The 17,124-nt window shown below is 50.4% G+C and carries 18 protein-coding genes and 1 pseudogene; 13 read left to right on the forward strand and 6 right to left on the reverse strand.

The features are described from left to right. Positions 1 to 14: 14 nt before the first annotated feature. The 4 genes from NNL21_RS21415 to NNL21_RS21430 all read left to right on the forward strand — a co-directional run bounded on the left by NNL21_RS21415 (position 15) and on the right by NNL21_RS21430 (position 3,786). Positions 15 to 824 (forward strand): ABC transporter permease, encoded by an 810-nt coding sequence (locus NNL21_RS21415; RefSeq protein WP_373567592.1) that lies wholly within the window; start codon positions 15 to 17, stop codon positions 822 to 824. A 32-nt stretch (positions 825 to 856) separates the two neighbouring features. Next, entirely contained in the window at positions 857 to 1,888 is a 1,032-nt protein-coding gene (locus tag NNL21_RS21420) for a uroporphyrinogen decarboxylase family protein (protein ID WP_204820399.1), read from the forward strand. 134 nt (positions 1,889 to 2,022) lie between these two features. Further along, entirely contained in the window at positions 2,023 to 3,207 is a 1,185-nt protein-coding gene (locus NNL21_RS21425) for an amidohydrolase (protein ID WP_309145343.1), read from the forward strand. A gap of 237 nt (positions 3,208 to 3,444) precedes the next feature. Next, positions 3,445 to 3,786, forward strand: coding sequence for a zinc ribbon domain-containing protein YjdM (locus tag NNL21_RS21430; RefSeq protein WP_204820398.1), 342 nt, complete (start codon positions 3,445 to 3,447; stop codon positions 3,784 to 3,786). 72 nt (positions 3,787 to 3,858) lie between these two features. On the opposite strand, the gene NNL21_RS21435 is transcribed toward NNL21_RS21430, so the two are convergent. The 4 genes from NNL21_RS21435 to NNL21_RS21450 form a co-directional block, all read right to left on the reverse strand. Continuing rightward, the gene (locus NNL21_RS21435; protein ID WP_204820397.1) at positions 3,859 to 4,155 is read right to left on the reverse strand and encodes a putative quinol monooxygenase; all 297 of its coding nucleotides are present in this window, start codon (positions 4,153 to 4,155) and stop codon (positions 3,859 to 3,861) included. A 31-nt stretch (positions 4,156 to 4,186) separates the two neighbouring features. After that, positions 4,187 to 4,615 (reverse strand): MarR family winged helix-turn-helix transcriptional regulator, encoded by a 429-nt coding sequence (locus NNL21_RS21440; protein WP_204820455.1) that lies wholly within the window; start codon positions 4,613 to 4,615, stop codon positions 4,187 to 4,189. A 132-nt stretch (positions 4,616 to 4,747) separates the two neighbouring features. Then, complete coding sequence (locus NNL21_RS21445; protein WP_204820396.1) at positions 4,748 to 5,386, reverse strand: nitroreductase family protein; 639 nt, start codon at positions 5,384 to 5,386, stop codon at positions 4,748 to 4,750. A gap of 191 nt (positions 5,387 to 5,577) precedes the next feature. After that, positions 5,578 to 6,006, reverse strand: a complete 429-nt coding sequence (locus NNL21_RS21450; protein WP_204820395.1) for a MarR family winged helix-turn-helix transcriptional regulator — start codon at positions 6,004 to 6,006, stop codon at positions 5,578 to 5,580. Between the two features lie 120 nt (positions 6,007 to 6,126). Here NNL21_RS21450 and NNL21_RS21455 point away from each other — a divergent pair, with 120 nt between their 5' ends. The 5 genes and pseudogenes from NNL21_RS21455 (at position 6,127) to NNL21_RS21475 (ending at position 11,427) form a co-directional block, all read left to right on the forward strand. Next, the gene (locus NNL21_RS21455) at positions 6,127 to 6,714 is read left to right on the forward strand and encodes an NAD(P)H-dependent oxidoreductase (protein WP_204820394.1); all 588 of its coding nucleotides are present in this window, start codon (positions 6,127 to 6,129) and stop codon (positions 6,712 to 6,714) included. A 145-nt stretch (positions 6,715 to 6,859) separates the two neighbouring features. Beyond that, a pseudogene (locus NNL21_RS21460) lies at positions 6,860 to 8,358 on the forward strand (sensor histidine kinase). Then, complete coding sequence (locus NNL21_RS21465; RefSeq protein ID WP_204820393.1) at positions 8,336 to 9,028, forward strand: response regulator transcription factor; 693 nt, start codon at positions 8,336 to 8,338, stop codon at positions 9,026 to 9,028. Before NNL21_RS21460 ends, NNL21_RS21465 begins: the two are co-directional and overlap by 23 nt. 134 nt (positions 9,029 to 9,162) lie before the next feature. Beyond that, entirely contained in the window at positions 9,163 to 10,665 is a 1,503-nt protein-coding gene (locus tag NNL21_RS21470; RefSeq protein WP_204820392.1) for an S-layer homology domain-containing protein, read from the forward strand. A 72-nt stretch (positions 10,666 to 10,737) separates the two neighbouring features. Beyond that, the gene (locus tag NNL21_RS21475) at positions 10,738 to 11,427 is read left to right on the forward strand and encodes an ankyrin repeat domain-containing protein (protein WP_204820391.1); all 690 of its coding nucleotides are present in this window, start codon (positions 10,738 to 10,740) and stop codon (positions 11,425 to 11,427) included. Between the two features lie 48 nt (positions 11,428 to 11,475). Here the strand turns inward: NNL21_RS21475 and NNL21_RS21480 are convergent, their stop codons facing one another. Further along, the gene (locus NNL21_RS21480; RefSeq protein ID WP_204820390.1) at positions 11,476 to 11,877 is read right to left on the reverse strand and encodes a hypothetical protein; all 402 of its coding nucleotides are present in this window, start codon (positions 11,875 to 11,877) and stop codon (positions 11,476 to 11,478) included. A 211-nt stretch (positions 11,878 to 12,088) separates the two neighbouring features. Here NNL21_RS21480 and NNL21_RS21485 point away from each other — a divergent pair, with 211 nt between their 5' ends. The 4 genes from NNL21_RS21485 (at position 12,089) to NNL21_RS21500 (ending at position 15,779) form a co-directional block, all read left to right on the forward strand. After that, on the forward strand, positions 12,089 to 12,601 hold the full coding sequence (locus NNL21_RS21485; protein ID WP_204820389.1) for a DinB family protein: 513 nt from the start codon (positions 12,089 to 12,091) through the stop codon (positions 12,599 to 12,601). A 143-nt stretch (positions 12,602 to 12,744) separates the two neighbouring features. Continuing rightward, positions 12,745 to 13,845: a glycerol dehydrogenase gene (locus tag NNL21_RS21490; protein WP_204820388.1), complete on the forward strand. Its 1,101-nt coding sequence runs from the start codon at positions 12,745 to 12,747 to the stop codon at positions 13,843 to 13,845. Positions 13,846 to 14,142: 297 nt separating this feature from the next. Then, a complete protein-coding gene (locus tag NNL21_RS21495) occupies positions 14,143 to 14,913 on the forward strand; it encodes an AAC(3) family N-acetyltransferase (RefSeq protein WP_204820387.1) in 771 nt (256 codons plus the stop codon). Next, positions 14,910 to 15,779, forward strand: coding sequence for a metallophosphoesterase family protein (locus NNL21_RS21500; protein WP_204820386.1), 870 nt, complete (start codon positions 14,910 to 14,912; stop codon positions 15,777 to 15,779). Before NNL21_RS21495 ends, NNL21_RS21500 begins: the two co-directional genes overlap by 4 nt. A 72-nt stretch (positions 15,780 to 15,851) precedes the next feature. Here NNL21_RS21500 and NNL21_RS21505 read toward each other — a convergent pair whose 3' ends face one another. Next, complete coding sequence (locus NNL21_RS21505; protein WP_204820385.1) at positions 15,852 to 16,958, reverse strand: PdaC/SigV domain-containing protein; 1,107 nt, start codon at positions 16,956 to 16,958, stop codon at positions 15,852 to 15,854. Positions 16,959 to 17,124: the final 166 nt, after the last annotated feature.

A 17,124-nucleotide genomic window follows, 5' to 3' on the forward strand; every position in this document is an offset into this window, starting at 1 on the left:
CCAACAGGACTAACCTGCCGAAGCGCCGCCACAAAAGACGGTTCAGCGGCTGGACAACACTCGTATGGGTCGTCGGATGTCTTGTTTATTTGTTTCTGATCCTGCCCATCTTCGTCATCTTCCTGTCGGCATTCAGCCCGAATGCCTACCCTGAATTTCCGCCAACCGGCTTCTCTGTGAAGTGGTTCTCGGCGATTGTAGGGGACGCCGCGTGGAGCAAGGCACTGACGACAAGTATCATCCTGCTCGTCATCGTTACGCTGGTGACCGTTGTCTTAGGGACGACGGCGGCTTATGCGATTGCACGGCTTGAGTTTAAAGGAAAACAAGCACTGCAAGCGTTCCTGCTATCCCCGCTCATGGTCCCGCAGATCGTGCTCGGGATTGCCCTGCTCTATTTATTTACCGATATGGGGATCATCGGCTCGATGAAGGGGCTCATTATCGGCCACGTGATCGTCGCCTTCCCGTATGTGCTGCGCACCGTAGGAGTTAGCGTCAGCAACTTAAATCCAAAGCTGGAGCTGGCCTCCATGAACCTCGGCGCCGGACCCGTACGGACATTCTTTCGAGTCACGCTGCCGCTGATCAAGCCGGGGATCGTGGCTGGCGGGGTTTTCTCTGCCGTCACGTCCTTCGGTGAAGTATCCATTAGTTTATTTGTCTCTTCTCCGAAGACGGTGACCGTGCCGGTACGGGTGTTCAATTATATCGAGCAAACCTTTGATCCGGCCGTGAATGCCGTATCCGTCATATTCATCGCGGTAGCCGTTGTTGCCTTGATTATTATCGAGCGAACGATCGGTTTAACGAAAGTCATGTAATGGGGTAAGAAGACAATGAGGGGGAAAAGAAAGTGACAACTTGGTCGAATAGACAGCGGTTTGAAGCGATTTTCTCCGGAGAGCCCGCCGACCGTCCGTTAGTATCGGCTTGGAGGCATTTTATCGAGCGCGAACAGGATGCGGCTGGATTGGCAGGAGCCGCTACTGAGTTTCAACATACGTTCCAATGGGACTTTGTCAAAATCAATCCGCGCACGACCTACTATGCGGAAGCATGGGGCAACGAGTATGACTATAACCGCTATGATGGCGTCGTGCCCGCCGTATCGAAGTTTCTTATTCACGAGCCTGCGGATATGGATGGGATCGAAGAGCTGAATGCTTCTGCGGCTCCCTTCCAGGAGCAGCTGGACGTCGTGCGACGCGTCAGCCAAGGCGTGGACAAGGAAACGCCAGTGCTGCAGACGGTGTTCTCGCCGCTCGCCGTGCTGGAATACTTGGGCGGGCACCGCACGCTGGCTTCCAATCGTCCGGCGATCCGGGATGCCAGCCCGCTGCCGCGTCTGCTAGCCGGCAATCCGGAAGGGGCGCATCAGGCGCTTCGGCGGATAGCCTATACACTGGCAGATTACGTGCAGGAGCTGATGTGCGGCGGAGCAGACGGCGTGTTCTACGCCGTACTCGGGCTTGCAAGAGACGGTTACTTGACGGAGGAGGAGTACAAGACCTTCGGCCGTCCTTACGATGACATCGTGCTTGAAGCTCTGCAGGGAGCCCCCTCTCTGCTTCACACATGCGGTCCGCAAGCACATCCGGAACGGTTTGTACACGACTCGGTCAAAGCGATTCACTGGGCGGACCGTGCCGAGGGTAATCCGTCTCTGGCGGATTTCGCGCAGACGCTGCGAGGCAAAGCTGTCGTGGGCGGAGTGGCAGAGGGGCTGTTCAGCGGTGAGAATGCCGAACAGGTCCGGACGCAAGCGGAAGAGGCCATCAAGGCGATGAAGGATCATGCGTTCATTCTGGCGCCAGGCTGCGGCCTGCCATTGAATGCAACGCCTTCGACGCTGCAGGCTTTGCGTAAAGCGGCCCTTGAGGCGTAACTATAAGGTAGATGAACAGAACTGAAGATAACAGACCAAGCCGCCGGTTGCATCAAGCACGGCGGTTTTGCTTTCCCTGCTGGCGTTATCGAGGGACGTGCGGGGAATTTCAACCGACATAAGGAGGAATAGGTGTGGTTAGACAGGAGCTATTCGATCAAGCGGATGCGATGAAAGAGCAGATTGTTGCCTGGAGAAGACATTTTCACCGATATCCGGAGCTGTCCTTTCAAGAGGTGGAGACAGCTAGATTCGTCACGGAGCATCTGACCTCCTTCGGAAACCTAATCATTTCACATCCGACTCCAACCAGTGTTGTCGCCCGTCTGATTGGCTCGAAGCCGGGTCCTGTGCTGGCGATTCGCGCCGACATGGACGCCCTGCCGATTCAGGAGGAGAATACGTTCGAGTTCACGTCCGAGAGACCCGGCGTCATGCATGCGTGCGGTCATGACGGACATACGGCGATGCTGCTCGCGGCAGCGCAGATCTTGTCTAAGCAGCAAGCACATCTGCAAGGGGAGATCCGTTTCATCTTCCAGCATGCGGAGGAGCAGATCCCTGGTGGCGCGCAGCAGGTGGTCGATGCCGGGGCGCTGCAAGGGGTCGATTGGATCATCGGTATGCATTTGTTATCGTGGATCGAGATCGGCCGATTCGGAATCGCTTACGGGCCGATGATGGCTTCCATGGATAACTTTCACATCACCATTCATGGGCGGATGGCGCATGCAGCGTACCCGCATCAATCCGTCGATCCGATTGCAATCGGGACGCAGGTCGTATCGAATCTTCAGCATATCGTTGCACGCTATAACGATCCGACGAAGCCGTTGGTCGTGTCTGTCACGCAATTCCATGGCGGTACCGCCAATAATGTGATCCCCAGCACGGTAGAGATCAGCGGCACGTTCCGTACCTTAGACCCGCAGATCCGTGCCGAAGCTCCGGTGCTTATGGAACGGATTATTCGGGGCGTAACGGAGGCGCACGGCGCATCGTATGCTTTTCGTGTAGAAACCGGGTACCGTCCGCTCATTAACGACCACAAGGTTACGCAGGTGATGGAGGAAGTCATCTCCGGACTCTATGGCAGAGAACAAATTAACATCGTGGAACCGGCCATGGGCGGGGAGGACTTCTCGGCGTACGCGCAGAAGGCGCCTGGAACCTTTATTTACATCGGGGCGGCGAACAAGGACAAGGGCATCACGTACCCGCATCACCATCCTAGGTTCACGATTGACGAGGATGCGCTGACGGCCGGCGTGAAGCTGGCGATTGCGGCTGCATTCCGCTTTTTGAACGAGGGAAAGTAGCAGTGGGTTGCGCCGGGACTCATCTTAACTCCTGCAGCCAATAATAATATGCCGCCGGCTGTACTGGATATCTTCCAGAAGTACAACGCGCTTTCGTACCATGGAGAAGCGGACGATATTGGGAAGGGCGGCCTTCTGCCTGTTCTATATAGGTGCGCTGTTAAAGCGTATCCTTTACTTTCCGTAATACCTCCGTTAAGCTGGACTTTAACCATATCGAATGGAGGACTTGAAATTTTGTCTAATTTGCCTAATTGCCCACAATGTAGTTCAGAATATACGTACGAGGATGGAAATCTGTTTATTTGCCCGGAATGTGCACATGAGTGGTCGTTAGAATCCGAAGCCGAAGATCGTGAAGACAATAAGGTAATCAAGGATGCAAACGGGAATGTCTTGAGCGACGGCGACTCGGTATCCGTCATCAAAGACCTTAAAGTAAAAGGAACTTCGTTAGTCGTGAAAATAGGCACTAAAGTGAAAAATATTCGTTTGATTGATGGCGATCATGATATTGATTGTAAAATTGATGGCTTCGGAGCCATGAAATTGAAATCCGAATTTGTTAAAAAGATCTAATTCCTCATTCATTATGAAAATAAAAACTCGTCCCATGCCTTCAAACGCATCGGACGAGTTTTTTGTGTGGAATTAGCGGTTTACGGGCTCGCCGTTAAACACGTTCAGATCCATAGGCGCTGCCAAGAAGGCTGCAGCTTTCTGAAGGAAGGCTGTAAAATGCGCACTGGAGTTATGGGAAGCAGCCGCCCCCATATCCTTCCATAGCTCGACCATCGTGTAATGATGGGCTTGCTCTGTGCTTTTCAAGAGATCATAGCTGATATTGCCTGCCTCTGCCCGGGTCTGAGGAAGCAGAGTTCTCATTTCCTCCAAGAAAGACTGCTCCTGATCGGGTTTCACTTGCAGGCGGGCATGTATAATAATCATGGTTCATCATCCTTATGGTGTATTGAGACGGTTACAATTCTCGGATATTGGTCTGCATCCGGCGGAGCATATTCGATAGAATGGAGAGCTCTTCTTCACTGAAATCATTGAGCATTTGGTTCACAAAGGCAGCTTTTTCTTCCTTATACCCGATGATCCGCTTGCGGCCTTCCTCCGTTAAACGAACGAGGGTGACGCGGTTATCGGAAGGGATTTTGCTTCTTGTGACCATCCCATCCGCCTCCAGCTGTTTCAGATGTCTAGTAATGGCCGCACTATCGATATTGACTGCTTTCTGCAGGTTAGATTGATTGACTTCATCGGCATGGTATAGATGGTGCAGCAGCTCATAACGTGAGGAGCTGATGCCCGTACAGCGTTCGAACTTCGGACTGATCTGGTTGTTAAGTCCCTTAAGCAGATGCAGGATCTGTTCTTGATCCGTTAATAGACATGTCATCATGGACCTCCATAGTACCTCATTGGATACGGTCGTTTTTTGATCACTCCATAATTGACGTATCAATTGAATGATAGTACGAATGAATGCGACATGCAACGCGAACAATAATAGCCTATTCCTTCAAGTATGTTATTTCCACGTCGTTATCTTTTCAACGGGCAGCCGGTAAGTTTGAAAGCCTTCACTGGCCGCTTTACCGATCGAAATCAGCATAATAGGGACATAGCGGTCAGCATCCAGTCCCAATGCATGGGTGATCTGGTCCTTCTCATAACCCCCCATGGGGTTCGTGTCGTAGCCGTGCGCACGCGCAACAAGCATAAGCTGCATGGAGACGAGGCCAGCATCAAGTATGATGTTCTCTCTCATGGCTGATTTTGACATATTATCATACAGAGGTTTGAATGCATTCAGTTGATATTGCTTCGTTTCCTCCGGCATATAGCCAAGCTCAACGGCTTTACCGAAAATTTCCTCCGCGTAGTCGAAGTTATTCATATCCGCGAAGACAGCAATAACCGCCGACGAGCTCATGACTTTATCCTTGTTGAATCGAGCAAGAGGAGCAAGAGCTTCTTTTCCCTCAACGCTGTCAATGACTACGAAACGCCAGGGCTGCATGTTGACCGAAGACGGTGCCTGCGTGGCCTCTGCGATCATGTCAGTCATCTCCTGACGGCTGATCGTTATGCTAGGATCGTATTGTTTAATGGACTTGCGCCCAAATACGATTTCGTTGAAATCATTGGTTTTCTGACCTTTATTCATGGTGGGTTCCTGCTCTCCTTTTATTTGACGCATCAATAGTTGATATATCAATTTTTGATACATCAAATAATATAATGCGATATTCTCGGTATTGCAACCCCGAATCATTTTCCATTATCGGAAGCGTGAAATAGAAAAAAGCCGCTCCATGCTTTGGGAGCGGCTTTTTATACAGGATGCTTCAACGATCCTCAATAAAACACCTTGCGGTGAAGGAGGTCAAGGGCGTGTTCAATTTCCTTCAGATCCTCTTCGGAGGCATTGTTGATTCGGTCAACGAAGCGGGACTCAATGCGTTGAAAGGCTTCGCTCATCATCGCTTCCCCTTGCATAGAAAGACGGACAAATTGCTTGCGGCGATCCTCGATATCGGCCGCCTTCTCGCATAATTGCTTCTCGCTTAATTTTCGGAGCTCCCGGCTCGTGTTCGGCATGGACATATGCATACATTCACTGATTTCACTGAGCGTAACAGGCTGGCTTATGGCAATGTATTCAAGAATTTTATATTGAACGGGGGTCAGCGCTTCGGATTTCACATCCTTGGTCATCTCATTCGTTAGTTGATGAACGGCTGATGAGAAGGCTACAAATTTTTTGAATAGGGCGTTCTTGTCCATGAAATCACCTCTATTGACACCATAGCAAATAAGTTATCACAAAACAATTATCATTTGACAATTAAATTGGCTGTATGCTACCCTTTACTTATCAAATGACAAGTAAAGGGGTTTGTTAGAATGAACGTACTGATCATTTATACCCATCCGAATCACCAGAGTTTAAGCTACGCTTTTCTACAGGAAGCTATTCTAGGCAACAAGGAGAATGCCAAGGTAGCCGAGGTAAAGGTATTGGATCTGTATGAGGAGGGATTCAATCCGGTCTTAGTGTTCAATAAAGAGAAGCGCAGGAGAGATATGCATGCCGATCCGGAGCTCGCCAGGTACAGGGAACAGCTCATTTGGGCTGACAAAATTGTCTTTATCTATCCGATTTGGTGGGGGCGCCCTCCGGCAATGCTGCTGGGATATATCGACCAGATGTTTGCTGCGGGGTTTGCCTACAAGGATACGGGCGGACTACTTCCGGAGGGGCTTCTAAAAGGGAAGTCCGTGGTATGCATCTCCAGCATGAAGGGCCCGGCGCATTATCCGCTATACTGGCTGAATAATGCCCACAAAACGTTAATGCGCAAAGCGCTGTTCAACTATGTAGGCATCAAGCAAGTGAAGTTCTTCGAATTTGGCAGCATGGAGAGCCCGCGGGGCCGGCATAAACAAAAGCTGAACAAGGTCTATCGCTATTTTAAAACGCTGGAACGCTAGGGGCGGGGGTTGAAGAGTGAGGGGCGCTGCAGCACTGCCGTATTTTGCGGGGAGAATTCTAATGTGAAGAACAGGTTCGAACAATTTTTATAAACATGTGATAACATGTGTACGATCTAATCAGGGTTCTTCAGAGGGTGATATGATGTCGATCCGCATTAAATTATTACTGTCCTTTACGGGTATGCTGGTGATCAGCTTACTCTTCATCTTGTTGACCGCGAGTCTCTATACGATTGCTTCCACAGGAGATTTGCAAAGCTTCCGGGATATCTATAAGGTCCATTATCAGATCAATCCATTGACGGAGCAGGGGGATTCCATATTCTTGGAGCTGAAGTATCTGGCTAAGAACGACCCCGACGAGCTTCAGAACAAAGATTGCTGCTTGACTACGATTTTAAGCTAAGAGCAGAGAAGTCGGGTCTCTATGTCAGGCGCGAGAACAGCCAGATCTTCGAATCGAGGACGTTTAATCAGCCCGAATTGGGCCAAGCTTTGCCGCTCTATGACTTGAATAACAATCAGATCCGCAGCACCTTCAATATCGGTGAACGGTTCTATGCGTATGCGAAGTTTGATTACAGATACTCGGATGGAGCCAAAGGAAGCGTGTTTGTCATCCGGGAACGGAGTCCTTTCGCGGAGCTGACGCGCAGGCTGCTGCCCGTGCTCTCGATTCTGCTGATCGGTGTGCTCATCATTGCCAATTGGTTGTTGTACCGCTGGATTACGCGAAGCGTAGTCAAGCCGTTGAACCTGCTGAGAAGCTCTGCCGAGCGCATTAAGGAAGGCAATCTCCAATTTCAGCTTGATTTGAATTCGAAAGACGAGGTTGGCCAGCTTAATGAAGCGTTCGAGAGCATGCGTCAACGACTGCAGGAGTCTGTGAACCTGCGCTTGCAGGATGAAGAGAACCGGATGGAGCTTATCTCGAATATCTCCCATGATTTGCGAACGCCGCTTACGACGATTAAAGGATACATTGAAGGAATCCGGGACGGTGTAGCCAATACACCGGAGAAGATGGAGACGTATGTCAATATCATTTATACAAAAGCTGTCAATATGGATAAGCTGGTTGACGAGTTATTCCTATATTCCAAGCTGGATTTGAATCAAGTCCCCTTCGAGTTCGAGAAGGTGGATATCGTCAAATTTTTGGACGATTGCATCGATGAAATGAGGTATGACTGGGAAGGCCAAGGCATTGCAATCGATTGGGATAACCCTGCGAGTGAGGCGATTACGGTCTCTGTAGACCTAGAGAAATTAAAGCGCGCGGTCGTGAACATTATGGATAACGCGCTCAAATATATGAATAAAGACCACAAGCGAATGGCAGTCTCCATACTGGCAGAACCCGAATGGGTAACCGCTGAATTCAAAGACAATGGCATGGGGATCTCGGAAGAGGCGCTGCCTTATATCTTTGACCGATTCTACCGCGCGGAGCCTTCCCGAAACTCATCGACAGGCGGAAGCGGGTTAGGGCTTGCCATTGCCCGCCAGATTGTCGAAGAACATGGCGGCACCATATGGGCGGAGAGCGTGCCGGGTGCAGGGACGAGTTTATTTATTAGGCTGAAACGAATGACAAGTGAAGGAGCGCATGATCACGATGACACGGATCCTCATCATTGAAGACGAGACGACAATTGCGCAGCTTGAACGCGATTATTTTGAATTAAACGGGTTCGCGGTAGATCTATGTCATTCCGGGGATGAGGGGCTGCAGCGTGCGCTTCATGAAGACTATAACCTGATTATCGTCGATCTGATGCTGCCGGGGATGGACGGGTTTGAGCTATGCCGCCGGATACGGGAAGAGAAGGAAGTCCCCATCCTCATTGTGTCAGCGCGGAAGGAAGAGATCGACAAGATCCGTGCTTTTAATCTAGGGGCGGACGACTTCGTTACGAAACCGTTCAGCCCAAGTGAATTAGTCGCCAGAGCGAAGGCGCATCTAACCCGGTATGAACGGCTGCTGGGCAAGCATAAGTCTGCAGATTCCGATGAAATCCATATTCGCGGTCTTCATATCGATAAGGCTTCGCGCAGGGTATTTGTTCGAGGGAAGGAAGCTGCGATCACCACACGTGAATTCGACCTGCTCGTCTTCCTGGCGAGTCATCCGAACCGGGTATTCGGGAAAGAAGAATTGTTCGAGCGCATCTGGGGAATGGATTCGACCGGGGATATCGCAACAGTCACGGTGCATATCCGGAGGCTGCGGGGGAAGCTGGAGGCAGACCCGTCCAACCCGCAATATATCGAGACGGTCTGGGGAGCCGGGTATCGGTTTACGGTGTAAGTATCGGCTGCATGTTGTTTTCAAAAAAGTAAGCGTCTGTTTCTTTTTTGTTTATAAATTTCCTCTTCGGAGTTTCTTTCTACCCTCTATCCTATAAGTAGGCAATAACCACTGATAGAGGAGGAATTTCAAAGATGAACCCCATTTCCAGAAAAGTCGCCGCGATCCTGACGATCGCTGCCTTAGGATCAGCCTCGCTGCCAAACGCGGTATCGAATGTACAGGCAGCAAACCAGCCAAGCCCTTCAGCGGCAGCATCTCAGCTGTCCGATCAAGCGATACAAGCCGCAGTTAAAGAGCTTCATAAACTAGGCATTATGCAAGGCTATCTGAATCAAATGAATGAATATAACCAGACCAGCCGCGCTGAATTAGCCAAATTGGTGTATAAAGCCTTTGATCTCGAAGATAAAGCCGACGAACCGGCTGAGCTAACGGACGTGAACGCGAATGCATGGTATTACGACTACGCAGCTAAGCTCGTTGGATTAGGCATCATGGAAGCAGAGAACGGAATCTTCAATCCGCAAGGCAAGGTGACCGACGCCGAGCTTGCGCAAGTCGTATCCAAAGCCCTGGAGCGGGATGCGAAATCCGTCCAGTATTGGATGGCAGCCTTCTATTCGGCAAGCGGCAGCGCCTCGCGTGGAGAGACAGCCTACTTGATTCAAACCGCTCGTAAAGCAATTCCTTCCGAGCATGCGAAGATTACGAGCGTAAGAGCGCTAAACGCCATTACGATGATCGTTACCTTCGATAAGCCTCTGACCGCAGCCGATGAAGGATTCGCCATAGCGAAAGAAAATTTCAGCTTCGACAACGATCTGACATTGACGAATATGCCTCGCTTGAAAACAGGCTCAATTGCAACCTATATCGTTCCGACTTCCGTTCAACAGGCCGGAACTACGTATACCCTTACGTATAAAAGTAAAAAAGCAGGCTCTACTCTTGGCAGCGCAGCGAAAGTAAACATGACTGCCGCAAGCCAAGTCACGAGCGATACGTTCGAGCTTGAATCTCTGAAAGTGAATGGCGTCGTGGACTATGGATATATCATCTCGGCTTACAGCGGCGGACGCGGTGCGAATGCATTCATCCTGAATGACCGCGAACAAGCCAATGGAACCACGTATCAGATCATCCCGTCCATGCAGGCTAGACAAGTCTTGCTCACACCGGAGAACGGGTCGCCAATCATGGCCAAGTATGTACCGTTCACACAATCGACAGACGGGAAGCAGGAACCGAAATTTCGTCTTCCGGAAGGACAAACGTTGACGCCCGGTGTAAAATATACAGTAACGTCGGACTGGGCGAATATTTCCTCTTCTTCGTTCGTGGCCAAGAAATTCGAACCGCTCCAAATCAAGAGCGTTGAAGCCATGAGTGAGACGTCGATCCAGGTTACCTTGGCGCAAGATCCGGGGGATGAATTATTCTCCGGCCGCAGTATGGTGTTGACAGCTCCGAATGGCGATAAGCTCTTGGCAACCTACAAGTATTCCAGCCGTAAAGGCGCAGTGGGCGTATTCGATATTGCCGACAATGGAACCATACAAGCGGGTACCACATACACCGTAGCTCCAGCCGATGAGTGGGCGACAGCTTCTGCGGTTACCGTTACGATGGAATAATGAAGCGGAGCTGCGGCCGATGAGAAGGGTGTTCCCCAAGATCATATCGATAAGCAAAGGCGGAGATATATCATGAGGAAATGGCTGATTATAGCCATAGGCTGTATGCTCTTCCTTCAGGGCTGTGTCTCCAAAGACAGAGAAAAGTCGGAAAAACAGGAGGTACCTATGGATAAACAGCTCATTCAAGCATCGGAGCGCAAAGAAACGGATACGGTAAGAAAGCTCATTGAAGAAGGCGCCAATATCAATACGCAGGATTCCAAGGGACGGACGGCAGCGATGATCGCGACTTACAACAACGATGCCGCGACGGTGAAGGTTCTGGTGGAAGCGGGTGCCGATGTGAACATTCAGGACAGCATGAAAAATAGTCCCTTCTTGTATGCCGGAGCGGAGGGATACCTGGACATCCTGAAGCTAACCATCGCTGCCGGTGCGGATCCCTCGATTACGAACCGGTATGGGGGGACTGCCCTGATTCCGGCCTCGGAGCATGGTTATGTAGATGTGGTTAAGGAGCTTCTTACGAATACGAACATTGACGTAAACCACATCAACAACCTGGGCTGGACAGCTCTAATGGAAGCCATCATCTTGAATAACGGCGGCGAAAAACAGCAGCAAACGGTACAGGTGCTCATTGATCACGGGGCGGATGTAAACATTCCGGATCATGATAAGGTGACTCCCTTGCAGCATGCACGCAATAAAGGCTTCAAAGAAATAGAGCGATTGCTGACACAAGCAGGAGCACAATAACGCTAGGCAGCAAAGAGGCACAAATGAGTGCCTCTTTGCTGCCTAACTTTAGTAATACATAAAGCTATAGCCCGCCGACGTAAAGTTAGCATTGGTTATCTGCAAGTACACGGTACCAGGATATGCGGTGCCGTCGAATGATATCGGGTGCGTTCCGTTGCCAAGACTACCTGAATACAAGGTATAACTGCCCACATAGATTCTGACATTGAGCGTAACGCTGCTGCTGTTTGTAAATTGCATCGAGTTGAGTGACGGGTCGCGGTCTGCAGGGGCGATCACCCACTGATGTATACTGCCGTCGTTTACCGTGCCGGAATGGGTATCAAGCTGTATACCATACGTGTTATATCCTGCATATGTGGCAGCCATTGCCGGGGTCACAACCGCGAACATGAGGATGATCGTCAACATACTTAGTACCAGTGCTTTCTTATAACGGATTTTCATAATATCTCTCCTTCGATTATTATATTAGTATGTTTCATTTCATAGATTGGCTGGCCAGCCGATCGTTGCTATCAATTGATTCCTCTCTATTATACCGGATAAACTATTATTTACATATATGCTTTTTTTAACTCATTTTGTATGCTTTTGTAAATTAATGTCCGAATCCTTAGGTAAGAATGTCAGATTATATTCACGCGGGGAGGTTCCTATGAAAACAAGACCAGAGCCGGACGAATATCTACCTGGAATTGAGCGGTATGTAAACTTGGTACCAGAAGGACATCTGGTAGATATCTTACAAAGCCAGCATGATCAGACCCGGTTGCTATTGAAGGATCTGTCAGAGGAACAGGCGAACTACAGATATGCTGAAGGGAAATGGACGCTTAAAACGGTAGTCGGGCATATTTCCGATGTGGAGCGGTTATGGAGCTATCGTATTTTTCGAATTGCCCGCGGTGACGCACGTGAGCTGCCGGGCTATGACCGCGACATCTTCGCAGAGTCCGCCCCATTCGAGGGCATGTCTATGACGGAGATCCTTACGGACTTTACGGCTGTCCGGCAATCCACACTTACGCTTATAGCCAATCTGCCGGAGGAAGCCTTTCTACGCGTAGGAGCGTTCAGCGGCCATCCTTTGTCTGCACGCGCCGCTGCATTCCTCATTGCCGGCCATGAGACTCACCACATGAATGTGATTAAGGCCAACTATTTGTAGTGTCAACCCAACCACCCGATGCTTAGGCATATGGGTGGTTTTTACTGTCGAAGCATCGCTGCTGGGTATACTTTCAGGGGATCCGCAAACAATATACAGATTGTATATGTAAGATAAACCTTAACGATGAGGAGTCCCTTTCCATGTCACAGTTTGTAAGGTCTGTTACATCCCCGAAAAAGTTCATCACCGGTCACAATTTGCTTGGTAACCTAAAGGATTACATTCAGGCATTTGGTGATAACGCGTATGTGATTTGCGACGAGTTTATCCTCGAACGCGCGAAGAAAGAAGCGGGTGCTTCCATTGAGGGCGCCGGGAAGAAAGCAACCTTCGAGAAATTTAATTATGAATGTACGAAAGAAGAAATTGAACGGCACCGGGAACTTGCCCGCCAAGCAGGGGCTAACATAATCGTTGGTATTGGCGGAGGAAAGACATTGGATACCGCCAAAGCAACGGCTTATTATGAGAAGCTGCCGGTGGCCATATTCCCTACCATCGCATCAACCGATGCACCCTGTACTGCGCTGGCTGTTATTTATAATAAAGACGGTTCGTTCGACGAATATTTGTTTCTACCGTCTAATCCGGATGTGGTTCTGGCGGATACGGCCATCTTGGCTTCTGCACCTTCACGCTTCTTCGCGGCTGGGATTGGCGACGCGCTTGCGACTTATTTTGAAGCCCGTGCCTGCTATGCCTCCAATGGAGATAATCTGGTCCTCATGAAGCCATCCACAACGGGGCTTGGAATCGCCAGACTTTGTTATGAAGCGCTGCTTGAGAACGCTGTGAAGGCCAAGCGGGCGGTGGATCAGAAGCTATATACGCGCGCAGTGGAAGAAACAATCGAAGCCACGATCTATTTGAGCGGCGTCGGTGCAGAATCGGGAGGCCTTGCTGCAGCCCATGCCATTCATAACGGGATGACCGCAGTCCCTTCCATTCACAAGGCACAGCATGGCGAGAAAGTAACTTTCGGCTTACTCGTTCAGCTAGTGCTGGAGAATGCTCCTACCGATGAGCTGGAGACGGTAATCCAGCTGATCAAGGATGTCGACCTCCCGCTGACGCTTGAAGATTTGGGATGCACGGAGTTTATTGAATCCGAGTGGCGCCAGGTCGCGGAGGCCGCTTGCTCCGCAAGCGATACCATGGGCAACATGCCATTCCCTGTGACGCCAGAAGATGTGTATAATGCGATTGTGGTTGCTGATGCTACAGCTAAGGCTTACAAGTAACGGTATCGGCTATAGAATGATAATAGAAAGCAAGGTTCTTGAAGCCAGCTTAGGCGGCTTCGTAAGAACCTTGCTTTCTTTGCTTACCCGTTTGCTGCAGGGCAGGGATGGGCTGCATGGTCGGCATAAATTAAGGAAAAGTAGCCCAAAACGATTAAAAACATGGTAAATTAAGAGAGATTTGATGAATACCGATATGGAATATGGAAGATTGCTAGTTATGGGCGATAAGAGCAAGCGAATGATCTCGCTATTCTACGAACAGCAAAGAGATTGAAGCGATAAGGAGGGCCTGACTTGCATACGAAGGAAAGTTTAATTCATCAGCTGGAAGACGCGGGAATTAATAGGCTCGGGACCGTACTGATGCATTCCTCTATGAAGAGCATCGGAGAGGTCGAGGGAGGGGCGGATGCGGTATTGGATGCCCTGTCGGAATTTATGCGGGAAGGGCTGCTTGTTCTGCCGACGCATACCTGGTCTTATATTAACGCAGACAATCCCCTATTTCATGTCGAGACCTCCCCTGTGTGTGTAGGCATATTGCCAGAACTGTTCCGGCAGCGGCCTGGAGTTGTCCGCTCTAACCATCCGACCCACTCGGTAGCGGCTTTGGGCCGGGATGCGGCTTCGTTTGTAGAAGGTGATGAACGATGCGATACCCCTTGTCACCGGGAATCGGCGTGGGGGAAGCTCTTGGATCGACAGGCTGCGATATTGTTAGTCGGCGTGGATCAGCGCAGAAATACGTTCATTCACGGCATTGAGGAATGGATGGACATCCCGGGCAGGCTAACCGATCATCATGAGCCGTTATATACCGTTCTGGGCAACGGCAAGAAAATATCGGTGCCCTCCCGAAGACATCACGGGTTATCTTGGTCCGAACACTTCTGGAAGGTGGAGAAGCTGCTCGAGAGGCAGGGGGCCATCTGTCGTCAGCAGTTCGGCGATGCCCAGATGTGGGTATGCGACACCGTGAAAATGACGGACATCCTGTCCGACATGCTGCGAGACAACCCCGATCTATTCTCGGATAATGAACCGTTAGAGGAGGAATTTCAATGAGTGATAGAGCCTATAAACCACTTGAGACGGTTATCCGTATTCCGGGGCTGCCGCGCAAGCTGTCGATCATGCATATAACCGATAGCCATTTGACGGAAGTCGATGACAGGGACGAAGACCGGGTACGGGAATTGGCTGTCGGCCGGACGGAATGCTTTCGCCGGGGTGAGAACGGGTCTCCAAGCACGCTGCAAATTCTGGAGCGCCAAGCGGAGCAGAGCAATGAACTGCAGGTGGATTTCACGGTCTTCACCGGCGATATCATTGACTATCCCACCCAAGCCAATTTCGATCAGATGGACCGGATCTACAGCAGCCTTAACTCACCTTATCTGTACACGGTGGGCAACCATGATTGGAATTTTCCATTCACCGGTGAACGGGATGAAGTTCGTACGGAGGCCTATCCGAAATTCAGCAAGTGGGCGAAGCATGTGCCCGGATGCGAAATCGGTGAGCTGGATGGCGTGACGATCATTGCGGTCGATAACAGCACATATCAGTTGAAAGCGGAGCAGGTTGAACGGATCCGGGAGATTGCGGATAGGGGCCCTTGCCTGTTATTCATGCATATACCAGTTGCGATTCCCAGCCTCATACCCGATGTAGTGTCGGTATGGCGGGCGCCAATCGTGATGGGTGCGGACCAGCAAGACCTGGAACGGCATAACACCGCCAATCTATTGGCAACCGAGAGCACCGCAGCCTTCTGCCAATGGGTGAATGAGAGCGATTCCGTATACGGCTTATTCTGCGGCCATGTACACTTTGCCCATGAGGATGCCTTCTCCACCGGGACGCATCAGTACATTACACCGCCGGGCTTCGAGGGCGGCTGCCGGTTGATTACTTTATTGCCGGCCTAATACCCTGAATAATAAGCAGGCGCTCAAGACCCATTCAGGTCTTGAGCGCCTTTTTCATTAAAGCGTCGGTTACTATATAGAGGCGAAGGGATTCGCGCCCTTCGGCAGCAATTCGCCAAAATTAAACGTATAGGTAGGGAATCCGGCAGCATAAGGCGCGATTTCATACTGCTGGTAGAAGATAGCCAGACCGCCTTCCTTGACGTAGAAATCAGGCTTATCCTTCAGTCCGGCGGAATCGATGGCGAAGTCTTCCTTCTTCGTCCGCTCCTTCAGCAGTCTGTCCAGTGTCTGCTTGTAGTTAGGAGCCGCCTTGAGCAGGTCGCCCAGTTCAAGACGCTTACCGTTCTTAAGGGAGAAGGTAAGTCCTTCACGGAATGTGCCGCCATGTGCACCGCCAGTATAACTATATTGATCGATCACGATACTGAGCACGCCTTCACGGTTAAAGGTCACCACGTAGTTCTGAATAAACTCATATTTGCGCTCCACGGAACCGTCCCGCTTACTGGCCTGCTTCTCGCTCGCCGCTGCGAAATGATCCGCTTTCTGCTTGAGCACGGTATTGATGGCCTTCTGAGCTTCGTCTGTAAGTCCGTTGATTGTCGGATATTGGATCTCGATGGCGGCATTGGTATTGCTCTTGGTCAGGGATTCCGACGAGATGGTGATATCGTTCATCACCCGTTTGCTGATTTCAAGTGACTTCAGAGAGGGGTTGTAAACGCCTTGGAAGCCCAAATATTCACTCAACAGCTTGAATGGCACATACAAGTGGCCGTTCAAGACCTTGGCTTCGTCGCGTACATTGCTGTACAGAAAATAGCCGTTCAAGTTGGTCGTCACGCCATATTCGGAAACTTCCAAATTAAGCTTCGCGGATCCATTGCCTGCCGTATATGTCCTGGTGCCGGCATTATAGCTCAGCGAGAAGCCGAAGGCATCGCGCAGAGCCGTAACCGGAATCATCGTATTGCCGTTCAGCGCTTTCCCCTGCTGGGATAACGTCTTCCCATTATATTTAAGCACGACGGCTGGCTCCTGCACGCCCTGTTTCCCCGCAGTTGGAGCTGCAGCCGCTGATGCGGCGTATGCCGAAGTCCCTGCCGTTATACTCGTACCTCCAAGCAGCACGCTTGCAGCCAATAGGGCTGTACTCCATTTCATTCCTGTGTTCATGATAGATTCTCCTCTCCAAACATGGTTAGATATACGTCCCATAGGATGATTGTTATGTAAGCCTATTTCTATATTATACAGAGGGAAAATAAGATAGGTTTACAAACCAGTTACAGGATACGGATCTATTACCCGAATGAGGAGTCGGCGAACATCATATACAGGG

Origin of the sequence: Paenibacillus mendelii (genome assembly GCF_024498075.1) — a bacterium.
Classification (GTDB): Bacteria; Bacillota; Bacilli; order Paenibacillales; family Paenibacillaceae; genus Paenibacillus_Z; species Paenibacillus_Z mendelii.